19 protein-coding genes are annotated in these 19,415 nt (G+C 64.2%); 9 read left to right on the forward strand and 10 right to left on the reverse strand.

The features are described 5' to 3' along the window. Positions 1–7: 7 nt before the first annotated feature. The 9 genes from OSW16_RS05800 to OSW16_RS05840 all read right to left on the reverse strand — a co-directional run bounded on the left by OSW16_RS05800 (position 8) and on the right by OSW16_RS05840 (position 8,726). Positions 8–1,123 carry a succinylglutamate desuccinylase/aspartoacylase family protein gene (locus OSW16_RS05800; RefSeq protein WP_267821444.1) on the reverse strand — a complete coding sequence of 372 codons (1,116 nt, stop codon included), beginning with the start codon at positions 1,121–1,123 and terminating at the stop codon, positions 8–10. Between the two features lie 97 nt (positions 1,124–1,220). Then, complete coding sequence (locus OSW16_RS05805; protein ID WP_267821446.1) at positions 1,221–2,882, reverse strand: ATP-dependent DNA ligase; 1,662 nt, start codon at positions 2,880–2,882, stop codon at positions 1,221–1,223. Then, the gene (locus OSW16_RS05810; RefSeq protein WP_267821448.1) at positions 2,879–3,895 is read right to left on the reverse strand and encodes a ligase-associated DNA damage response exonuclease; all 1,017 of its coding nucleotides are present in this window, start codon (positions 3,893–3,895) and stop codon (positions 2,879–2,881) included. Before OSW16_RS05810 ends, OSW16_RS05805 begins: the two co-directional genes overlap by 4 nt. A gap of 107 nt (positions 3,896–4,002) precedes the next feature. Continuing rightward, positions 4,003–4,341: a hypothetical protein gene (locus OSW16_RS05815; protein WP_241804891.1), complete on the reverse strand. Its 339-nt coding sequence runs from the start codon at positions 4,339–4,341 to the stop codon at positions 4,003–4,005. A 106-nt stretch (positions 4,342–4,447) separates the two neighbouring features. Further along, the gene (locus OSW16_RS05820) at positions 4,448–6,889 is read right to left on the reverse strand and encodes a penicillin acylase family protein (RefSeq protein ID WP_267821450.1); all 2,442 of its coding nucleotides are present in this window, start codon (positions 6,887–6,889) and stop codon (positions 4,448–4,450) included. Positions 6,890–7,061: 172 nt separating this feature from the next. After that, the gene (locus tag OSW16_RS05825; protein WP_012313055.1) at positions 7,062–7,265 is read right to left on the reverse strand and encodes an SEC-C metal-binding domain-containing protein; all 204 of its coding nucleotides are present in this window, start codon (positions 7,263–7,265) and stop codon (positions 7,062–7,064) included. Positions 7,266–7,272: 7 nt separating this feature from the next. Next, positions 7,273–7,749, reverse strand: a complete 477-nt coding sequence (locus tag OSW16_RS05830; RefSeq protein WP_267821452.1) for an LEA type 2 family protein — start codon at positions 7,747–7,749, stop codon at positions 7,273–7,275. 2 nt (positions 7,750–7,751) lie between these two features. Continuing rightward, complete coding sequence (locus OSW16_RS05835) at positions 7,752–8,228, reverse strand: YchJ family protein (protein ID WP_241804894.1); 477 nt, start codon at positions 8,226–8,228, stop codon at positions 7,752–7,754. A gap of 3 nt (positions 8,229–8,231) precedes the next feature. Then, positions 8,232–8,726 carry a DUF6231 family protein gene (locus OSW16_RS05840; RefSeq protein ID WP_267821455.1) on the reverse strand — a complete coding sequence of 165 codons (495 nt, stop codon included), beginning with the start codon at positions 8,724–8,726 and terminating at the stop codon, positions 8,232–8,234. A 159-nt stretch (positions 8,727–8,885) separates the two neighbouring features. On the opposite strand from OSW16_RS05840, the gene OSW16_RS05845 reads away from it, so the two are divergent. The 3 genes from OSW16_RS05845 (at position 8,886) to OSW16_RS05855 (ending at position 10,674) form a co-directional block, all read left to right on the forward strand. Continuing rightward, positions 8,886–9,578, forward strand: coding sequence for an OmpA family protein (locus tag OSW16_RS05845; RefSeq protein ID WP_241804896.1), 693 nt, complete (start codon positions 8,886–8,888; stop codon positions 9,576–9,578). An 87-nt stretch (positions 9,579–9,665) separates the two neighbouring features. Further along, positions 9,666–10,379 carry an OmpA family protein gene (locus OSW16_RS05850; RefSeq protein ID WP_267821458.1) on the forward strand — a complete coding sequence of 238 codons (714 nt, stop codon included), beginning with the start codon at positions 9,666–9,668 and terminating at the stop codon, positions 10,377–10,379. Positions 10,380–10,398: 19 nt separating this feature from the next. Beyond that, a complete protein-coding gene (locus tag OSW16_RS05855) occupies positions 10,399–10,674 on the forward strand; it encodes a DUF1145 domain-containing protein (RefSeq protein WP_241804898.1) in 276 nt (91 codons plus the stop codon). A gap of 16 nt (positions 10,675–10,690) precedes the next feature. On the opposite strand, the gene OSW16_RS05860 is transcribed toward OSW16_RS05855, so the two are convergent. Next, a complete protein-coding gene (locus OSW16_RS05860; protein ID WP_267821460.1) occupies positions 10,691–11,155 on the reverse strand; it encodes a CopD family protein in 465 nt (154 codons plus the stop codon). Between the two features lie 98 nt (positions 11,156–11,253). Between OSW16_RS05860 and dinG the strand changes: the two genes are divergently transcribed. The 6 genes from dinG (at position 11,254) to OSW16_RS05890 (ending at position 19,414) form a co-directional block, all read left to right on the forward strand. Then, positions 11,254–13,398: an ATP-dependent DNA helicase DinG gene (gene dinG, locus OSW16_RS05865; RefSeq protein ID WP_267821462.1), complete on the forward strand. Its 2,145-nt coding sequence runs from the start codon at positions 11,254–11,256 to the stop codon at positions 13,396–13,398. 81 nt (positions 13,399–13,479) lie between these two features. Then, complete coding sequence (locus tag OSW16_RS05870) at positions 13,480–15,747, forward strand: beta-galactosidase (RefSeq protein WP_267821464.1); 2,268 nt, start codon at positions 13,480–13,482, stop codon at positions 15,745–15,747. A gap of 106 nt (positions 15,748–15,853) precedes the next feature. Then, positions 15,854–16,999 (forward strand): serine hydrolase domain-containing protein, encoded by a 1,146-nt coding sequence (locus OSW16_RS05875; protein WP_267821466.1) that lies wholly within the window; start codon positions 15,854–15,856, stop codon positions 16,997–16,999. A gap of 99 nt (positions 17,000–17,098) precedes the next feature. After that, the gene (locus OSW16_RS05880; protein WP_267821468.1) at positions 17,099–18,082 is read left to right on the forward strand and encodes an OmpA family protein; all 984 of its coding nucleotides are present in this window, start codon (positions 17,099–17,101) and stop codon (positions 18,080–18,082) included. A gap of 19 nt (positions 18,083–18,101) precedes the next feature. Next, positions 18,102–18,749: a pyridoxamine 5'-phosphate oxidase gene (gene pdxH / locus OSW16_RS05885; protein ID WP_241804904.1), complete on the forward strand. Its 648-nt coding sequence runs from the start codon at positions 18,102–18,104 to the stop codon at positions 18,747–18,749. Positions 18,750–18,949: 200 nt separating this feature from the next. Next, positions 18,950–19,414 (forward strand): glycine zipper 2TM domain-containing protein, encoded by a 465-nt coding sequence (locus tag OSW16_RS05890; protein ID WP_267821471.1) that lies wholly within the window; start codon positions 18,950–18,952, stop codon positions 19,412–19,414. Position 19,415: the final 1 nt, after the last annotated feature.

Below are 19,415 nucleotides of genomic sequence, written 5' to 3' on the forward strand. Positions count from 1 at the left end.
TACCGGGTCAGTTGGCCAGCAGGTAACCGCTGCGACACACCTGTTCACCGGCGACATGGGCGATGACCATGCCCGTCGTGGCCATGCGCCGAACGCTGCGGGCATACAGCAGGCCAGGCTGGCGGTTGCGCACGGCCGTCACCCGGTCGCTGAGCGGGTCGATGACCTCCGCGACCAGTTGCCCTGCCTCAAGGTACTGACCGGGGCGGGCGTGGTACACCAGCAGCCCACCGAGCGGGGCCGAGATCGGTTCTACGGCAGCGAGGGGCGTCGCGGCTCGGGGCAGGGGGGGCAAGGGCGCTGCAGGGCTTTCGATGACTTCGGCGTGAATCAGGTAATCGAGGATCGCCTGGCAGTCATGGCTGGCCAGGTCATGGCTGACATCGGCCTGGCCACGCAACTCGACCGTTACCGACACGCTACCCAATGGGATCGGGAAGCGCTTGCCGAAGCGTTGCTGCAACTGCCACCAGACCAGGCTGAAGCATTCGTCGAACGACTGCCCGCCGGAATCGGTGGCCAGCAAGCTGGCCTGGGCACCCAGGTAGCGGGCCAGCGGCTCTACTTGAGGCCAGGCTTCCGGGGTGGTGTAGAGGTGTTCCACCGCCTCGAAGTCGCAGTGCAGGTCCAGAATCAGGTCGGCATCGCAGGCCAGCCGCTGCAGGGTCAGGCGCTGGGACTGCAGTGGTGTGTGTGCCGGGTGTGCGTCCAGGCCACGGCGCAGGTATTCGCGGATCAAGGTACGGTTGTGGTCAGCATCCTGGGTCAGGTGGCCCTCCACCTGGTCGCCGATGGTGTCGGAAAGGTCGACGAAGTTGCGGTTGAAGTTCTCGCCGCTCTGTAATTCGAAACGACCCAGTGGTGCGTCAAGCATCACTTGCTCCAGGCCTACCGGGTTGGCCACCGGCACCAGGACGATTTCGCGGCGCAGGCGCCCTTGCTGCTCCAGTTCGGCCAGGCGACGCTTGAGGTGCCAGGCCACCAGCATGCCGGGTAACTCATCGGCATGCAGCGAGGCCTGTATGTACACCTTGGCGCCACCGCGGGGGCCGAAGTGGAAGCTGTGGAGTTGGCGAATGATGCCCGGTACGGGCGAGAGCAGGTCGTGTGTCGAATGGTGCATGGTGGTCCTGGCTGCGTGGCGAAAACGGTCTGCGACACGGGTCGGCACAAAGATAGAAGCATAATTTTAGCCAGTATGCTTCACCGTGTTGGCTTCTTCAGGCCAGCAGCGCTTGCAGGGTCGCCAGGTCATCGGCCTCATCCACAGGTTTATCCAGGCGCCAGCGCAGCATGCGCGGAAAACGCACGGCTATCCCGCTCTTGTGCCGTTTAGACAGGGCGATGCCTTCGAACCCCAGTTCGAACACCAGCGTTGGCTTGACGCTGCGCACCGGCCCGAAGGTCTCCACCGTGGTCTTGCGAATGATTGCATCGACCTTGCGCATTTCTTCATCGCTCAGGCCCGAGTAGGCCTTGGCAAAAGGTACCAGGGCACGCTCAGGGTCGCCGGGTGGTGCGTTCCACACCGCGAAGGTGTAGTCACTGTAAAGGCTGGCGCGTCGGCCGTGGCCGCGCTGGGCATAGATCAGCACGGCATCCACGCTGAGCGGGTCGATCTTCCACTTCCACCACACCCCCATATCCTTGGTCCGGCCCACCCCGTACAGCGCATCGCGCTGCTTGAGCATCAGGCCCTCGACGCCCAGGCTGCGCGATCGTTCGCGCTGGATGGCAAGCGCGTGCCAGTCCGCCCCTTCGAGCAGAGGCGAAAGCAGTACCGGGGCCAAGGGGTAGGCGTCGACCAGACGCTGCAATTGCTGGCGGCGCTCGTGTTGGGGGCGGTTTCGCCAGTCCTCGCCTTGCCACTCCAGCAAATCGTAGGCTTGCAGTACCACCGGAGCATCGGCCAGCAGCTTCTTGCCCAGCGTCTTGCGGCCAATGCGCTGCTGCAGCAGCGCGAACGGTTGCACGGCCAGTGCCTGGTCGCTGCTGGCGTCAGGCTTCCAGACCAGGATCTCACCGTCGAGCACAACGCCGTCGGGAAGGTTCTGCGCCAGGCTGTGCAGCTCCGGGAAGCGCTCGGTAACCAGCTCTTCGCCACGTGACCATACCCAGACATGGCCGTCGCGCTTGACCACTTGGGCGCGGATGCCATCCCACTTCCATTCGATCTGCCAGGCGCTGGGCGGGCCGAGCAGGGCGTCGAACTGTTCGATCGGGGCCTGCAGGGCATGGGCCAGGAAGAACGGGTAAGGTTGGCCACCCCGTTGGCGATGTTCATCGGCCGATTCAGCGGCGACCAGCGTGTGGTAACTGTTGGCTGTGGGGCGATGGCTGATGTCGGTATAGCCGACCAGGCGCTGCGCTATGCGTTTGGCATCCAGCCCGGCCAGTTGCGCCAGTGCCCGGGTGACCAGCAGCTTGGACACGCCCACGCGAAAGCTGCCGGTGATCAGCTTCAGGCACAGCATCAGGCTGGGGCGATCCAACTGTGCCCACAGTGGCGGTAGGCGCTGTTGGACCTCTTCGGCGGGCAGCCCACGCAATGGCAGCAGATGGGCTTCGACCCAGTAGGCCAGCCCGCTGTCGCTCCCTTGCTGGTTTTCAGGCAGCAACAAAGAGATGGTCTCCGCCAGGTCGCCCACGGCCTGGTAGCTTTCTTCGAACAGCCAGCCCGGCAGCCCGGCCAATGCCGTTGCCAGTTCGCGCAGCACCCGGGTGGGGACCAACTGCCGTGGCCGGCCACCGGAAAGAAAATACACAGCCCAGGCGGCATCCTCGGCGGGCGCTGCGGCAAAGTACTCCCTCAACGCTTGCAGCTTGGCATTGCTGGAGGTCGTGGCATCCAGGCGCAGGTACAGCTGGGCAAAGGCCTTCATGCCTCAGCTTCCGTGGCTGGCGTGTCATCCTCTTCACCGTACTCGGTAACGAACGCTCGCGCGTCCAGGCCACGCTCACTGAGGTAGCGCACCAGCACGTTGACCGAACCATGGGTGACCATGACCCGCTCGGCCCCTGTCTGTTCGATGGCCCATAGCAGCCCAGGCCAGTCTGCATGGTCGGAAAGTACGAAACCGCGGTCTACGCCGCGCCGGCGTCGCGTGCCGCGCAGCAGCATCCAGCCACTGGCGAAGGCGTCGCTGTAATCACCGAAGCGACGCATCCAGCTGCTGCCGGCAGCAGAAGGGGGCGCCAAGACGATGGCCTGGCGCATGAGCGGGTCATTACGGGGAACATCACCGGCATAGAGGGTTTGTGGCAGATGTACACCGCCCTCTCGGTATACCTGGTTCAGTGGCTCTACTGCGCCGTGTACCAGGATCGGCCCGATGCTCGGATCCAGGCCATGCAGTATTCGCTGGGCCTTGCCGAAGGCATAGCAGAACAACACGCTGGCCTTGCCTTGGTCGCGATTGGCCCGCCACCATTCATTCACCCCTGCAAATACCTCTGCTTGGCTGGGCCAGCGGTAGATGGGCAGGCCGAAGGTCGACTCGGTGATGAAGGTGTGGCAGCGCACCGGCTCGAACGGCGCACAGGTAGCATCCGGCTCGACCTTGTAGTCCCCGGAGGCCACCCAGACTTCGCCGTCATGTTCCAGGCGTACCTGTGCCGAGCCCAGTACGTGCCCGGCCGGGTGCAAGCTCAGGGTGACGCCGTGGTGGCGGATACGCTCGCCGTAGGCCAGGGCCTGCAGGTCGATATCCTGGCCCAGGCGGCTGCGCAGGATGCCGGCCCCAGGGGCGGCGGTCAGGTAATGTGTATTGCCACGACGGGCATGATCGCCATGGCCGTGGGTGATGATGGCGCGCTCCACCGGCCGCCAAGGGTCGATGTAGAAATCACCGGGTGGGCAGTACAGGCCTTCGGGGCGGGCGATGACGAGGTCCATGGCGATGCCTGGCAAGAGGGCTTACAGGCTCAGAGCATCAGCGTGGCGTGGAAGTTCGCGTGGTGTTGGTAGCCAACCCTGCAGCGCAGGGCTGGCTGTGGGGCTATTCAGCGCAGCGCCATTTTCCAGGCCGCGCCTTTGGTCTGCGCCACGCTGATTTTTTCGGCGTGGGCAATGTTCTTGATGAAGCCACCCTGCACCAGCCTTGGGGAGGTATGGAAGTATTCCCAAGTGGTGGTGCCGTCCTGGCTCTGCAGGTCTTGGCTGTCGTAAGAGATTTCAAGGGTGGCTGGCGACGTGGTCGCTGGCGTCGAGAACTCGCCGTCGATCATGCTGTAGCCTGCTTGCTCGTTGCCGGCCCACAGCTGAAGATCAATGGTGCTGCCCTCCGGCACGGCCAGCGATGCCGGCCAGGACACTTCGATTGTCAGGGTTTCTTTGCTCATGCTGAACATCCTTCTTTGATGGGTTGACCGCACTCGCTGTGTGAACGAGCGCGGCAAGAAGGGATGCTAAGCAGCGAGGCGGCAGGGATGCAGATGGAAACCGGACCTATCGTCCGGGTACCAGGGTCAGCCGCTGGTTGCCATAGGCCCGGGCAAAATGCTGCGGCTGGAGTGGCAGGCTCATGAACCGGCCCTTGAACCAGGCATCTAGCCCGTCGCTGTAATGGGCGCTGGCCGGGTTACCGGATTGCCCAGTACTGGTCAGTACCTGTAGGGGTTCTGCCTGGCCGAAGTCGACGATCATGCGCGCCGAGGCCGGCAGGTGCGTGTCGAAATCGCTGCCCCACGCATAGGGCGTCAGGGCCACGGTGCTGAAGTCACCGCCGGCCGCCTGGGGCGAACGGCTCAGCGCATCGCCCAGGCCGTGGTACGCAGGGGCAGGCCAACGGTATTGGTGCAATTTGCCCCATTGCCAGGCGCGGCGGTCGGCACCCAGCTGGGCATTGCCGGCATCCACGGCAGCGGCCAGGCTGCGGGCCAGAATGGCCGGTTTGTCTTCTTTTTGCGCCGTGCTGCGATCATCCCAGAACGGGCTGTCTTCGCGGCCAAGCAGGTGGTCGGCCTGGGCCGAGTAGGACAGGCGCGCATTGCTGACGAACGCCTGCCAGGCAGTGCTGGATTGCGGACCGAGGTCGTCGAGGAAGGTCTGGCGCGCCACTTCCTGGAGGAACAGTTCATACAGCGCGGCATCCGCTGAGACCGGGCTCAAGCGACCATCGAAGGCTTTGAGGCGGGCCAGCGCGTCGCGGGCCTTGTCGCGCTGGGCGGCTGGCAGGGCGTCGATCGCTTGTTTGAGCGGTTGGGCCATGCCTGGGGCGTCGAACATCTGCTTGAGCTTGTCGGCCAGCAGCGTCTGCTGGTCGTTCTGCAGGGCCATCAGGCTACGGCTGTCGTGACGGCCATTGCCGGCCAGCTCGCCAAGGCGCTCGGCGCGTTCGGGGTAATACCAGGTGTTGGACAGCTGCATGCCGTAGCCGCGCGGCAAGCTGCGCTGGTTGGCATGGGCGATCCAGCCGCTCGGTGGATCCTGGTCGTAGGGGTGCAGCATCGGGTCGGCGTAACCGTCCCAGTCGTAGCGACCCTCCCAGCCCGGGGATGGCAGCAGGCCCTGGCCCTCACGGCGGTTCGGGTAGCGGCCGCTGACCTGCCAGCCAATATGCTCAGGTTCGGCGAACACGAAGTTGAGTGCCACCGCCGTGACCTCGCGGGTGCTGTCGAACGCGCGTTCCACGGTTTGCGCTCGGGTCAGGTCGAACAGCGCATCCAGGCTGCGATCACCCTTGAGCTGCGGCAAGTTCAGGGCCAGGCCTAGGCTGGGGCTGCCGGGCTGGGCGAGCAGGGTGCCATGGCGGGTGTCGTACATCACTTCGCGCAGCGGGCGTTGGCCGCGGATGAAGAAGGTTTCGCTGCGTGCGCGTGCGGGCAGCCACTTGCCGTCGGCCAGGTAGCTGACCTGGGTGCCCTGATGGCGCAGCCGCTCCAGGTACAGGTCCTGGTTGTCGGCCATTACCGCGCTGCTGCTCCAGGCCAGCTTGCCGTTGTAGCCGGCCAGGACGATGGGCAGGCCCGGCAGCGACAGGCCTGCAACCTGGTACTTGCCGGTGTGGATCTGCACCGGGCTCAAGGCCCAGGCGGCGCGGCTGTCGCTTGCCAACAGGCTTTTGCCGCTGCGGCTGCGTTGCGGGCCCAGGGCCAGGTTGGCCGACCCCGGGCTGCCAAGCAGGTCGAGGTCGGCGAGCTTCTGGCTGGCGGCTGTGAGCGCGGCCAGGCCCGGTAGTTGGCTGCTCAGGTTCAGCCCCTTCAGCTTTTCCACCTCAGCGTCAGCCAGGGGTTCGTCTGGCGCACCAGGCAGCAGCCAGGGCAGCTTATCGCTGCCGACCTTCTGCGCCAGGGTCAGGGCACTGAGTTCTTCCTGCAGGTTCACTGACTGGCTGAAGGCATACAGGCTGAAGACCAGCGCCGAATCCTCGGGCTTCCAGTATTCGGGGCGGTAGCCGCTGCTGGCCAGGTTGACCGGTAATTTGTCACGGTAGCGGAACAGATACGCATTGACCCCGCGGGCGTAGACTTCGAAGAAGCGCTTGAGCCGGGGCGAAGCATCGGCGTACAGCTCGGCGGCGTTGTGCTTGAGGTTGGCAGCGCGCATCAGGCGGTCGATGTCCAGCGCCTCGCTTCCGGCCAATTCCGCCAGGCGGCCCTGGGCCAGCAGGCGCATGGCGAGCATTTGCTCGATACGGTCGCCGGCGTGCACGTAGCCGAGGCTGAACAGGGCGTCATGGAAGCTGCTGCTTTCGATCAGCGGTGCGCCCATGGCGTTACGGCGTACCGAAACATTCTGCGCCAGGCCTTTGAGCGGCTGCACGCCGGTGGTCGGTGGCACACTGTCCTGATAGCCGCCCAACTGGCAACCGGCAAGCGCGAGCATGCCGAGCAGCGTGGCAGCGGTGGCGAACCGTGGGCGGAAGGGCGGAAGGACGGGGGCGGCCATGACAAAGGCTCCTGCAAGGCGTGGCGGGGTTCGAATGGCGCTAAGGTAGTGAGCGCGCAGGCGCCGTGCAAGGTGCGGGGACGCTTTATTTACCAGCGGTCGGTCGCTTCAAGCTGCACCAGGTGCGGGCCTGCTTTTTCCAGCAGCTTGAAGCTTGCCGCTCAGCGCTTGATCAGGCCCCGTGGCACTTCTTGAATTTCTTCTCGCTGCCGCACGGGCATGGATCGTTGCGGCCGACGTCTTTCAGGGCATTGCGAACCGGCTCCTGATGGCCGTGATTGCAATGCGGGCCGTGCACATGGCCATGGTCGTGATCGTGGTGATGATCGTGTCCGTGGTTGCAGTCGGGGCCATGAACATGGGGTTGTTGGGTCATTGCAGGGTTACTCCGGTATGAAATCACCGGGGATTATCTCACCACTGCGCGATAAGTGCAGGTCCCGGTGGATGATCAGCCCGGTCTCGAGGTCGCCTTGCAAGCGGTAGTGCAGCGGTTGTTCGCTCTTGAGCAGCTTGGCCAACGGCTTGAGCTGGCGCCACAGGTTGGTCCGCGCGGTGATCTTGAAGGTGCGCCGGGCATGCCCGCCGACACTGCGCCAGATACTGGCCTGATCCTCTACCAGCATCAGGTCGTTGAGCCAGACCGAATACGCCAGGTTGCGAATGAACAGGCGGCTGTCGTTGGGGTTGTCGATACGCAGGTGCAAGACGAACTCCTGCTCCAGCAAGCGCGCCTTGACTGTCTCGACCTTGACCAGGTGCACCTGCGGGTCGCGCCAGTCATCGTCGCCCCATATCGCGCAACCCGCCAGCAACGTCAGCGCAGCGCTGAGCAGGAACAGGCGGGCCAAGGCGATCACCCTCAGTTACCCACGTAACCGGCGCAGCACTTCTTGAATTTCTGACCGCTGTTACAGGGGCAGGGATCATTGCGGCCAGCCTTGAGCGCTACGGTCGGGTCGATGAAGTACCAGCGCCCGTCATGCTGCACGAAGGCGGAGCGCTCGCGGTGCTGGTGATCACCCTCCAGATCGTGCCAGCGCGCAGTGAACGTGACAAAAGCATGTTCGGGCTGGCCCCCGAGCACCTCGGCGTTTTCCACTTCAAGGCCAAGCCAGGTGCTCTGTGCGCTCCAGGCCGCTATCGCGCTGCGATCCAGACCGCTTCGCTGGGCTGGCAAGGTGGTGGCTACCAGGTAATCGATCAGGCCGAGCACGTAGGCGCTGTAGCGCGAGCGCATCAGTGCCTGGGCATCCGGCGCCGGGGTGCCGGCATGGTAGTGCCCGCAGCAGGCGTCCAGCAGGTTACCGCTGCCACAGGGGCAAACCGAGACACTCATTCATCACCACCAGTACTTGCCGAAGTTTTCAGGGTTGGCCCAGAACCTGGCGTTGAGCCAGTCGGGGACCTGTTTGTAGTCATGTAGATCATAGGTGAACAAGCTCAAGACCTGCTCGTCGCGGCGGAATTTCTCGCTGGCCGACAGGGCCAGGGCAAAAAAATCGGTTTCCTGCCAGCCACAGGCGCGCAGGTCGGCCAGCACCGCGACGCGGCTGGCGTTGAGGTTGCGGATGCCGCCCAACAACTCCAGGCCAGTGCGTTTGGGCAAGTGCTCCAGGCAGTCCACCAGCAATGCCAGGTCGAAGCGTTGTGCGGCCACGGGCGCTGCAAGCGCGCCTGGCTGGCAGATCTCGATCGTCACCTGCGGGTGTGCCTGGGCAAAGGCCTCCAGGGCAGGAAAGCGCGTGCCTACCAGCAGCAGACGTTGCGGGGTGAAGCGCTCCAGCAGGGCCGCCAGGGCCTGCTGGGGTGTACGTTGGGAAAAACCGTCGGTCATTGCCAATCCTCGTTCAGGTCTTCCAAGACTAACGGGCTGTCGGCCGTGGGCAAAGCGCCGTATGACCGTGTCGTGGCTTATTGCTGGCAGGGATCAGATGTGCGGTCTTTACTCCCATGGATCGGCCTTATGCCGATTCCCCCTAGGAGAAGCTACGAAATGAGCATAGTACGCACAGCGATACCCCTGGTACTGCTCACCAGTGTGTTGACTGGTTGTGCAGGTTTGCAAAAAACCGACTGGCCGAAGTGTGCTGCCGTCGGGGGCGTGGGCGGTGCTGCCCTGGGTGCCATCGAAAGCTCCAGCTGGGCTGGCTGGGGTGCATTGTTGGGCGGCGGCCTGGCAGCTGGCTATTGCTGGGCCAAGGGCGATGGCGACGAGGATGGTGATGGTGTGCCGGACAGCCGTGACAAGTGCCCTGGCACACCTCGTGGTGTGCAGGTCGATGCCAATGGCTGCCCGCCCGAGCCGGCGCCCGTGGTCGAGGAAGTCGTGGTGCAGAAAGAGGAAGTCATCGTCATCCGTGACGTGCACTTCGAGTTCGACTCTGCGCGCCTGACCGCAGCCGACAAGGAGCGCCTGAACACCATTGCCACGCGCCTCAAGCAGGAAGCACCGAGCGCTCGACTGAGCGTCACCGGTCATACCGACAGCGTTGGCTCCGACAGTTACAACCAGAACCTGTCCGAGCGCCGTGCCCACTCGGTGACCGATTACCTGGTCGAGAGCGGGGTGCCACGCGCCAGCTTCGTGTCCGTGGTCGGTGCCGGCGAAACCCAGCCTGTAGCGGACAACGCCACAGCCGATGGGCGTTCGATGAACCGTCGCACCGAGATCAGGATCGAGCGCTGACGGCGTGCGCCTGCGCCTTGAGAAGTGGCGCGGGCGCGTCTTTACTCCTGTAGGCCGGTTGCGGCCAACGACACAGGAGCATTCATCATGAGTGTCATGTCAAAGGCGGCGCTGCCGTTGCTGGTGGTTTCCAGCCTGCTGGCAGGCTGCGCCACCCACAGTGACGGCAGTGCGCCCCTCAATCAACGGACCTGGCCCATCTGCAGCCTGCTCGGTGGGCTGGCGGGCGGCGGCCTGGGCGCTATAGAAAGCTCGAGCTGGGCTGCAGGCGGTGGCGCCCTGGGTGCGATCGCCGGCGGCCTGATCTGTTACGCCCAGGATGGGGATGAAGATGAGGATGGCGTGTTCGATCGCCGTGACCGTTGCCCCGACACGCCTGCCGGCACCGCCGTCGACCATGTGGGCTGCCCGCTGCCGCAGTATCCGCCCAGCCAACCTGCGCCCGAGCCGCAGCCCGAGGTGATCTCCCTCGACGACCAGGGCCAGGTGATGTTCGCGTTCGACTCCGCCGATTTGACGGCGGGCAGCCAGCAACGGCTGCAAAGCCTGTTACCCAGGCTCAACGAGCTGGGGGTATCGCGGATCAAGGTGGTTGGCCATACCGACAATGTCGGGTCCGACAGTTACAACCAGGCCCTCTCCGAGCGGCGTGCCGCCAGCGTCGCACAGTACCTGATCAGCCAGGGCCTGGCCCCGCAGAAGGTGACCAGCGAGGGGCGCGGGGCGAGCGAGCCGGTGGCAGAAAACGACACCGAAGAAGGCCGTGCGCACAACCGGCGGGTGGACCTGCACCTTAACTGAGCAGCGATGGGAGCAGCAGATGAAATTCATTCTGGGCCTGGGTAAGACTCTCACTATCGCTTTCTGGGGCGTGGTGATGTTCAACCTGATGCTGCCGCAGCCGCTGCCGTTCAACCTGTTGATCAATGCTGCGGGCATTGCTTTGCTGGGCCTGCACTTTCTGGAAGTGCTGTTCTTCAACGGCAGCTTGCGTGGGCGCAGCCACCGCTGGTTCGATCGTTTGCAGATACTGCTGACGGGCATTTTCCATGTGATGTCCATACCGCGGCCGGCAGCGCTGCCGCGCCGTGGCTGACCAAGGCGCGACCTTGCTAGGCCGGTAACCGCGAACTGGCTACCGTCACCACCGCCAACCCCAGCAGGAGGTTGGCCCCCACCAGGCGCCGGATCCGGCCTAGCGCCGCAGCGCCTGCGGCCCAGTCTTCGGCTTGCACCGCGGCCTTGAGTTCAGGCAGCAACAGCGCCTGGATCCGCATGAACAGCGCGAACATGGCGATCCCGCCCCCCATCATCACCTGCACATACCTGGGGGCTGTCTCGAAGCCGTTGAAGCGCAGGTGCAACATGCCGACACCGCTTATCGCCAGAATGGCGATCGCCAGCCAGACCCATCTGAAGAAACGTCGGAAAACGTCCACCCAGAGCCGAAGCCGGGCAGGCCCCTCAAGGGCTGCAACCGTGGCAGGGCGCAGCACCAGCCAGGCGAAGAACATGCCGCCGACCCACACAAGGGCGGCCAGGACATGCAGTGTGTAGGGGAGGGCAAAGGCAAGCATCCGGATCTCCATGCGGCACAATGGGCAATAGCGGGGTATGATAGCCGCCCCATGCGAAACACTGAAAATATATCCAGCCCTTCGGGCGCCTGCAGACCATGATCAGCAACGAACTCAAAGCCACCATCCAGGGCGCCTACTCGCGTTTTCTCGAAGCCAAGAGCCTCAAGCCGCGTTATGGCCAGCGCCTGATGATCGCCGAAGTGGCCAAGGTCCTGGGCGACATTGCCTGCGACGACGAAGGCCGCCGCGCGGGCGAGCCTGCCGTGGTCGCGGTGGAGGCGGGCACCGGTACCGGCAAGACGGTCGCCTACAGCCTGGCCGCAATCCCGGCCGCCAAGGCTGCTGGCAAGCGCCTGGTGATCGCCACCGCGACCGTGGCCTTGCAGGAACAGATCGTCTTCAAGGACCTGCCCGACCTCATGCGCAGCAGCGGTCTGAACTTCAGCTTCGCCCTGGCCAAGGGCCGCGGCCGCTACCTGTGCCTGTCCAAGCTCGACATCCTGCTGCAGGAGGGCCACGCGCAATCGGCCACTGCACAGCTGTTCGAGGAAGAGGGCTTTCATATCGAGGTCGACGAGCGCAGCCAGAAGCTGTTCAACAGCATGATCGAGAAGCTCGCCGGCAATCGTTGGGACGGCGACCGTGACAGCTGGCCCGAAGCCCTGGAAGACCAGGACTGGGCGCGGCTGACCACCGACCACAGCCAATGTACCGGCCGCCACTGCCCGAACTTCCAGCAGTGCGTGTTCTACAAGGCCCGCGAAGGCATGGGTAAGGTCGACGTGATCGTCACCAACCACGACATGGTCCTGGCCGACCTGGCCCTGGGCGGCGGCGCGGTGCTGCCTGACCCGCGCGACACCATGTACGTGTTCGACGAAGGCCACCACCTGCCCGACAAGGCCATCGGCCATTTCGCCCACTTTTCGCGTTTGTGTTCCACTGCCGACTGGCTGGAGCAGACCGCCAAGAACCTGACCAAGCTGCTGGCCCAGCACCCTTTGCCGGGCGATCTGGGTAAGCTGATCGAGCAGGTGCCGGAGCTGGCGCGGGAAATCCGCACCCAGCAACAGTTCATGTTCACCTTGTGCGAGCAAGTCGCCGACTTCCGCCCCAGCGAAGACGTGGAGGGGCGAGAGCGCCCGCGCTATCGCTTCGAAGGCGGCGTGGTGCCCGAACAGATCCGCGAAGTCGGCATCGAGCTGAAAAAGGGCTTCGCCCGCCTCAACGATCTGTTCACCCGCCTGGCCGACCTGCTCAAGGAAGGCATGGACGGCGAGGTCAACATCGGTATCGCCAGCCACCAGGCTGAAGAGTGGTATCCCTTGTTCGGCAGCCTGGTCACCCGCGCCCAGGGCAACTGGGAGCTGTGGACCGCCTTCACGGCCGAGGACCCAGAGGACAGCCCGCCCATGGCCCGCTGGTTGACCCTGGCCGAAAGCGGGGCGCTGTTCGACATCGAGGTCAACGCCAGCCCCATTCTGGCAGCCGAAATGCTGCGGCGTAGCCTGTGGAGCGTTGCCCATGGCGCGCTGGTCACCTCGGCGACGCTGACCGCGCTGGGCAAGTTCGACCGTTTCCGCATGCGCTCGGGCCTGCCGCGCGATGCGGTGACCTGCGTGGTGCCCAGCCCGTTCGTGCATGGCGATGCCGGCCTGCTGCGGGTGCCCGACCTCAAGGCCGACCCGCGTGATGCCGCAGCGCATACCGCTGCGATCATCCGCGAGCTGCCGAACATCGTCGAAGATGCCCGCGGTGCGCTGGTGCTGTTTTCCTCGCGCAAGCAGATGCAGGAAGTGTTCGACGGCCTGGACCGCGACTGGCGCAAGCTGGTGCTGATCCAGGGCAACCTGTCCAAGCAAGAGACCCTGAACAAGCACAAGGCGCGGGTCGATGATGGCCAGCACAGTGTGTTGTTCGGTCTGGCCAGCTTCGCCGAGGGCGTCGACCTGCCCGGTGCCTATTGCGAGCATGTGGTGATCGCCAAGATCCCCTTCGCCGTGCCTGACGATCCGGTCGAGGCGGCGCTGGCCGAGTGGATCGAGGCCCGCGGTGGCAACCCCTTCATGGAAATTGCCGTGCCCGATGCATCGTTGAAGCTGATCCAGGCCTGTGGTCGCCTGCTACGTACCGAACAGGACCGGGGCGTGATTACCTTGCTTGACCGGCGTTTGGTCACCCAACGCTACGGCAAGGCTATTCTCAATGCGCTACCGCCCTTCCGGCGGGAGATTTCCTGAAGGCCGGAGCATGATGTGCCGGCCCGTTGTCCACCACGCTGTCGGGGGCCCATGAGGGCCTCACAGGAGAGCCAGAGCCCTATGATTCGCCGCACCTTGCCTGCTGTTCTCACCTTGTTGTTCTGCGCATCTGCACTGGCCGGGCAGCAGACGCTGTTCAGCTTCGTGCGCCCGGCCTCGGTCGTCAATGTGGTGACCGAAGGGGCGGGGATGCCGCAGTACAACGCAGAACAGACCGCAGAAGGCGAGGTGTTGCGGCGGGTGGTGTTCAACCCGGTTGAACGGCCTACCCTGCGCCTGAGCCCACAGAGTGGCGCATGGGATTGGTCGGCTGGGCAGTTTCTGACCTTGCGCTTGCAAAGTGCCATGGATTGGGCGCTGACCGTGGATGTCACAGTGCTGGGCAGCGACGGGCGTACTCTGACCAGCCGCATCGACCTGCCGGCAGGGCCTGCGCAGACGGTCATGGTGCCGCTCAAGGCCAGTTCCCCCCTTAGCCAGGGCATGCGCGCCGGCCCGCCGATGCCCTGGAACCATGAGGGGCAACGGTTGCTGCTGACCAGCAGCGCCGGTGAGGTCGATCTCAAGCAGGTGGTTTCCGTCAGCTTGAGCATTCCCGGCCCCAAGGTTGCGCAGAACCTGCTGATCGAGAAGGTCGGTATCCAGGACGATGACCTTGCCTACCAGGCCGCCTACCACGCACTGATCGACGCTTACGGCCAGTCCACCCGCAGCCGCTGGCCCGAGAAGGTGGTCAACGATGAACAACTGAAAGCTGCCGACAGCCGCGAGCAGCAACAGCTCAAGGCCTGGCTGGCCGAGCATCACGAGCAACAACTGGACATCTACGGCGGGCTGCTGGCGGGGCCGGCGTTCGAGGCCAAGGGTTTCTTCCGTACCGAAAAGCGTGACGGCCGCTGGCACCTGGTAACCCCCGATGGCCATCCGTTCTACTCGTTGGGCGTCAATGCCGTGGCTGCCGATGGCGGGCGTACCTATGTCGCAGGGCGCGAAGGCATGTTCGAGGCGCTACCGGGCGAAGGTGACGCACTCGGCGCCTTTTATGGCGAGAGCAACAACGATGATGGCAATGCCTCGTCGCAGGGGCGCAACTTCAAGAAAGGGCGTTGGTTCGATTTCTATGCGGCCAACATTCACCGCGCCCATGGCAAGCCTTGCCCGCCAGAGGGCGAATCGCAACCTGCCACGCCCTGCCCGCCGCCTGCGCTGGACAGTGCTCGTTGGCAGGCGCACACGCTCGACCGGTTGCAGGCCTGGGGCTTCAACACCCTGGGCAACTGGAGCGACCCCGAGCTCGGCCAGGCCAAGCGCATGCCTTATACACTGCCGCTGTCGATCGTCGGTGACTATGCCAGCATCAGCACAGGCATGGACTGGTGGGGGCGCATGCCAGACCCGTTCGATCCGCGTTTCGCCATGGCCACCGAGCGTGCCGTGGCCATCGCCGCACGTGACCACCGGGATGACCCCTGGCTGATCGGTTACTTCGCCGACAACGAGCTGGCCTGGGCTGCGCCTGGCAACGACCCGAAGGCCCGTTACGGCCTTGCCTATGGCACCCTGCGTCTGACAACCGATGTGCCGGCCAAGCGTGCTTTTCTCAAGCAATTGCGCGACAAGTACCGCAACCAGCAGGGGCTGTCCAAGGCCTGGGGCATCGACCTGCAAGCCTGGGAGTTGATGGAAGACCCGGGCTTCGAGGCGCCGCTGCCCAACCCCGAGCACCCTGAGATCGAACGCGATTACCAGCACTTCCAGCAGGTGTTCGCTGAAACCTATTTCAAGACCATCGCCGATTCGCTGAACTGGCATGCGCCCAACCACCTTCTGCTGGGCGGGCGCTTTGCCGTCAGCACACCCGAAGCGGTCAAGGCCTGCGCCGAGTTCTGCGACGTGCTGAGCTTCAACTTCTATACCCTCAAACCCGACGACGGCTACGACTTCGCCCGCCTGGCCGAGCTGGACAAGCCCGTGCTGGTGTCCGAATTCCAGTTCGGTTCGCGTGACCGTGGGCCTTTCTGGCCGGGGCCGGTGGAAGTGGCACGTGAAGAGGAGCGGGGGCCGGCCTACGGCAACTTCCTCAAGGCGGCATTGGCGCAGCCGATGATCGTCGGTGCCCACTGGTTCCAATACCTCGACCAGCCCGCCAGCGGGCGCTTGCTCGATGGTGAGAACGGGCACCTTGGCTTGGTGGCGATCACCGATATGCCGTATCCGGCTTTTGTCGAGGCGGTGCGCAAGAGTAACCGGCAGGCCGTTGGTCAGTTGAGCAGCCTGTTGCACAAAGAGGGCTCTACCTCGGGCGCGGCAACCGAAGAGGCACCCTGAAAAGGGTGCTTTTCTGCGTGATCAACCCGCCTTGCCCAGTAGGCAAAACCGCCAACTACTGAAACAATGCCCCCTTTTTCGGCAAGGTCGAACGGAGAACGAGCGGGTGCAGATCCAGGGTCACTATGAGCTGAAGTTCGAGGCAGTGCGCGAAGCGTTCGCGGCATTGTTCGATGATCCTCAGGAGCGCGGCGCCGCGCTGTGCATTCAAGTCGGTGGCGAGACGGTAATCGACCTTTGGGCGGGCAGTGCCGACAAAGACGGCCAGCAGGCCTGGCACAGCGATACCCTCGCCAATCTGTTCTCCTGCACCAAGACGTTCACTGCCGTCACGGCGCTGCAGCTGGTCGGTGAGGGCAAGCTGGCGCTGGATGCACCGGTGGCGCGCTATTGGCCAGAGTTTGCCCAGGCAGGCAAGGAGAGCGTCACCCTGCGCCAACTGCTCAGCCACAGGGCGGGTTTGCCCGCTATCCGCGAGCTGCTGCCAGCAGAGGCCCTGTATGACTGGCAAACCATGGTCGATGCACTGGCCGCCGAGACGCCTTGGTGGGCGCCGGGTACCGCGCATGGCTATGCCGCCATCACCTACGGCTGGCTGATCGGCGAGTTGATCCGCCGCGCCGATGGCCGTGGCCCAGGGGAGTCGATCGTGGCGCGTACCGCGCGGCCGCTGGGGCTCGACTTCCACGTAGGCCTGGCGGACGATGAATTCCACCGTGTGGCGCATATTGCGCGCGGCAAGGGCAACGCCGGCGATGCCGCCGCCCAGCGCCTGCTGCAGGTGACCATGCGTGAGCCCGAGGCGTTGTCTACCCGTGCGTTCACCAACCCGCCGGCCATCCTCACCAGTACCAACAAGCCTGAGTGGCGCCGCATGCAGCAACCGGCGGCCAATGGCCACGGCAATGCCCGTAGCCTGGCGGGTTTCTACGCCGGCCTGCTCGACGGCAGCCTGCTCGAGTCCGAGCTGCTCGATGAACTGACGCGTGAACACAGCATCGGCGAGGATCGCACCCTGCTGACCAAGACGCGCTTCGGCCTTGGCTGCATGCTGGACCAGCCCGCCGTGGCCAACGCCACTTTCGGCCTGGGGGCGCGGGCCTTTGGCCATCCCGGCGCAGGGGGTTCGGTCGGTTTTGCCGACCCCGAGCACGACGTTGCTTTCGGTTTCGTGGTCAATACCCTCGGCCCTTACGTGCTCATGGATCCCAGGGCCCAGCAACTGGTGCGTGTCCTTGGCACTTGCCTTTGATCGGGTAACGCGGGTATTGCGCAATCCCTTTGACTATCCTCAATGCCAACGCCTCGAGTGTGTGGGCAAAATTTCTTTCTATTTCATGGTGTATCGCTGATGTCTTCACATAAAACCTTAGCTCTCGCCCTGTGCCTGACCGCCATGACCGGCTGCGCCAGCCATTCCCAGGATGCCTCCAAGGGCGGCCTCAGCAACTGGTGGCCATTCGGTTCGGACGAGGTCGCCGAGCAGGAAGTGAAGCAGGCCGTTACCGAAAAAGTCGCCAAGGCCGATGCCAAGTCCGAGAGCGCCAGCCGCTGGTGGTGGCCATTTGGCGGTGACGACAAGCAGGCCAAGGGCCCGGTTGTGCCAAAAATTGACGAAAAAGCCACTCAGGCCTGGCTCGATCAGTACGAGCCAAAGCTGCGTGAAGCGATCAAGGACAGCAAGCTGGAGTTGGAGCGCCGCGAGAATGTGCTGGTGGTGACCCTCCCGGCTGACAGCTCCTACAACCCGGATCGTCCGAACATGCTGCTGCCCATGAGCCTGGGCCCGATTACCCGTGTGGCCAAGGCGGTCGAGGGCGATCCCAAGACTGCCGTGCTGGTGCTTGGCCACGCCGACACCAGCGGTGCTGCGGCTACCAACCAGAAGCTCAGCCTGGAGCGCGCCGCTTCGGTGTCGGCGATTTTCCGCTTGAGCGGTTTGAACCGTGACCGCCTGTCCCTCAAGGGCATGGGTTCGGAAATGCCGCGGGCAGCGAACGACAGCGTTGAAGGCCGTGCCCTGAACCGCCGCGTGGAGATGCTGCTGACCCCGCAGAACACCATGCTTGCTTTGATGGCCAAGTATCAGCGGCCAGCGCCGGCACCGAGCACGATGGTAGCTGTCCAGGACACCAAGGCACCTGCCACCAAGCCAGCCGAGACCAAGCCAGCCGCCAAGGCAGCGGCCAAACCTGCTGCGAAGAAGCCTGTAGCCAAAGCCAAGGCATCGACCAAAACCGCCGCTAAAAAGAAAGCCGCGCCGGCCAAGCCCGCGGCCAAGAAAGCTACCGCCGAGAAAAAAGTAGCCGCCAATAGCCCTGCGAAGACCAACTGATCGTCAAGGAAACGCAGCCATGACCCAATCCCTGGCCGATATGCGCCGCGACTACACCCGTGATGGCCTGGCTGAAGCCCAGGCGCCGGGGGAGCCGTTCGCTTTGTTCCACCAGTGGTTCGCCGATGCGGTGAAGACCGAGCAGCCCCCGGTGGAGGCCAATGCCATGACGCTCGCCACGGTCGACGGTGATGGCCGTCCCCATTGCCGTGTATTGCTGCTCAAGGGGCTCGATGACCGCGGCTTCACCTTCTTTACCAACTACGACAGCGCCAAGGGCCAGCAACTGCTGGCCAACCCCTACGCTGCCATGACCTTTTTCTGGCCGGCGCTGGAGCGTCAGGTGCGCATCGAAGGGCGTGTGGAAAAGGTTACGCCCCAAGAGTCGGATGACTATTACCAGGTCCGTCCGCTGGGTAGCCGCCTTGGCGCATGGGCTTCACCGCAAAGCCGGGTGATTGCCAGTCGCGAGGCGCTAGAAGGGCTGGTGAAGGCCACTGAAGCGCGGTTCTGCAACACCCAGCCACACTGCCCCGAGCATTGGGGAGGCTACCGCGTGCTGCCGGAGCGCATCGAGTTCTGGCAGGGACGGGCGAGCCGGCTGCATGATCGGCTGAACTATCGGTGGGTCGATGGCCAGTGGCTGCGCGAGCGCCTGGCGCCGTAGGGTGCGGGGGGCTGCTTGGCAGCCCCAGCATGCCGTTAGTACTTCAATGCAGTAAACCCTGACTATCTTCTGTCTAGATGTCCAGGCCCGGCTCGGAGGCTGTACCGTAGCTGAACGGAAATATTTTTTATGGCTTTGCTACCGTGACAGCCGTCGAAGTGCAGCGTCTAATGGACACCTGACTTATGGAGACTTTACCCATGCGTAAATCCGCTTTGCTGGTGGCGACGTTCACCACCCTGTCGTTGCTGTTGGGCGGCTGTGCTTCCAGCCTGACCGGCGACAGCTACTCCCGTGATGAGGCCCGTCGCGTGCAGACCGTGCGCATGGGGACCATCGAGTCCCTGCGTCCGGTCAAGATCGAAGGCACCAAAACCCCAATCGGCGGCGGTGCAGGCGCAATCGTCGGTGGTGTTGCCGGCAGTGCCATTGGTGGTGGCCGTGGCAGTATCGTTGCTGCGGTAATCGGCGCCGTGGCGGGTGGCCTGGCGGGTTCCGCTGCCGAGGAAGGTATCACCCGCACCCAAGGTGTCGAAATTACCGTGCGTGAGGACGATGGCAGCATGCGCGCCTACGTGCAGGCCGTGCAGGAGAACGAAATCTTCCGCGTCGGTGATCGTGTGCGCATCATGACAGTCGACGGTACCAGCCGCGTTACGCACTGAT

The sequence above is a fragment of the Pseudomonas putida genome (genome assembly GCF_026625125.1).
GTDB lineage: Bacteria > Pseudomonadota > Gammaproteobacteria > Pseudomonadales > Pseudomonadaceae > Aquipseudomonas > Aquipseudomonas putida_X.

Coding starts and splice junctions, on each gene's coding strand:
- OSW16_RS05800 (WP_267821444.1), bottom strand. CDS start 1,123: ATGCACCATTCGACACACGACCTGCTCTCGCCCGTACCGGGCATCATT.
- OSW16_RS05805 (WP_267821446.1), bottom strand. CDS start 2,882: ATGAAGGCCTTTGCCCAGCTGTACCTGCGCCTGGATGCCACGACCTCC.
- OSW16_RS05810 (WP_267821448.1), bottom strand. CDS start 3,895: ATGGACCTCGTCATCGCCCGCCCCGAAGGCCTGTACTGCCCACCCGGT.
- OSW16_RS05815 (WP_241804891.1), bottom strand. CDS start 4,341: ATGAGCAAAGAAACCCTGACAATCGAAGTGTCCTGGCCGGCATCGCTG.
- OSW16_RS05820 (WP_267821450.1), bottom strand. CDS start 6,889: ATGGCCGCCCCCGTCCTTCCGCCCTTCCGCCCACGGTTCGCCACCGCT.
- OSW16_RS05825 (WP_012313055.1), bottom strand. CDS start 7,265: ATGACCCAACAACCCCATGTTCATGGCCCCGACTGCAACCACGGACAC.
- OSW16_RS05835 (WP_241804894.1), bottom strand. CDS start 8,228: ATGAGTGTCTCGGTTTGCCCCTGTGGCAGCGGTAACCTGCTGGACGCC.
- OSW16_RS05840 (WP_267821455.1), bottom strand. CDS start 8,726: ATGACCGACGGTTTTTCCCAACGTACACCCCAGCAGGCCCTGGCGGCC.
- OSW16_RS05845 (WP_241804896.1), top strand. CDS start 8,886: ATGAGCATAGTACGCACAGCGATACCCCTGGTACTGCTCACCAGTGTG.
- OSW16_RS05850 (WP_267821458.1), top strand. CDS start 9,666: ATGAGTGTCATGTCAAAGGCGGCGCTGCCGTTGCTGGTGGTTTCCAGC.
- OSW16_RS05855 (WP_241804898.1), top strand. CDS start 10,399: ATGAAATTCATTCTGGGCCTGGGTAAGACTCTCACTATCGCTTTCTGG.
- OSW16_RS05860 (WP_267821460.1), bottom strand. CDS start 11,155: ATGCTTGCCTTTGCCCTCCCCTACACACTGCATGTCCTGGCCGCCCTT.
- dinG (WP_267821462.1), top strand. CDS start 11,254: ATGATCAGCAACGAACTCAAAGCCACCATCCAGGGCGCCTACTCGCGT.
- OSW16_RS05870 (WP_267821464.1), top strand. CDS start 13,480: ATGATTCGCCGCACCTTGCCTGCTGTTCTCACCTTGTTGTTCTGCGCA.
- OSW16_RS05880 (WP_267821468.1), top strand. CDS start 17,099: ATGTCTTCACATAAAACCTTAGCTCTCGCCCTGTGCCTGACCGCCATG.
- pdxH (WP_241804904.1), top strand. CDS start 18,102: ATGACCCAATCCCTGGCCGATATGCGCCGCGACTACACCCGTGATGGC.
- OSW16_RS05890 (WP_267821471.1), top strand. CDS start 18,950: ATGCGTAAATCCGCTTTGCTGGTGGCGACGTTCACCACCCTGTCGTTG.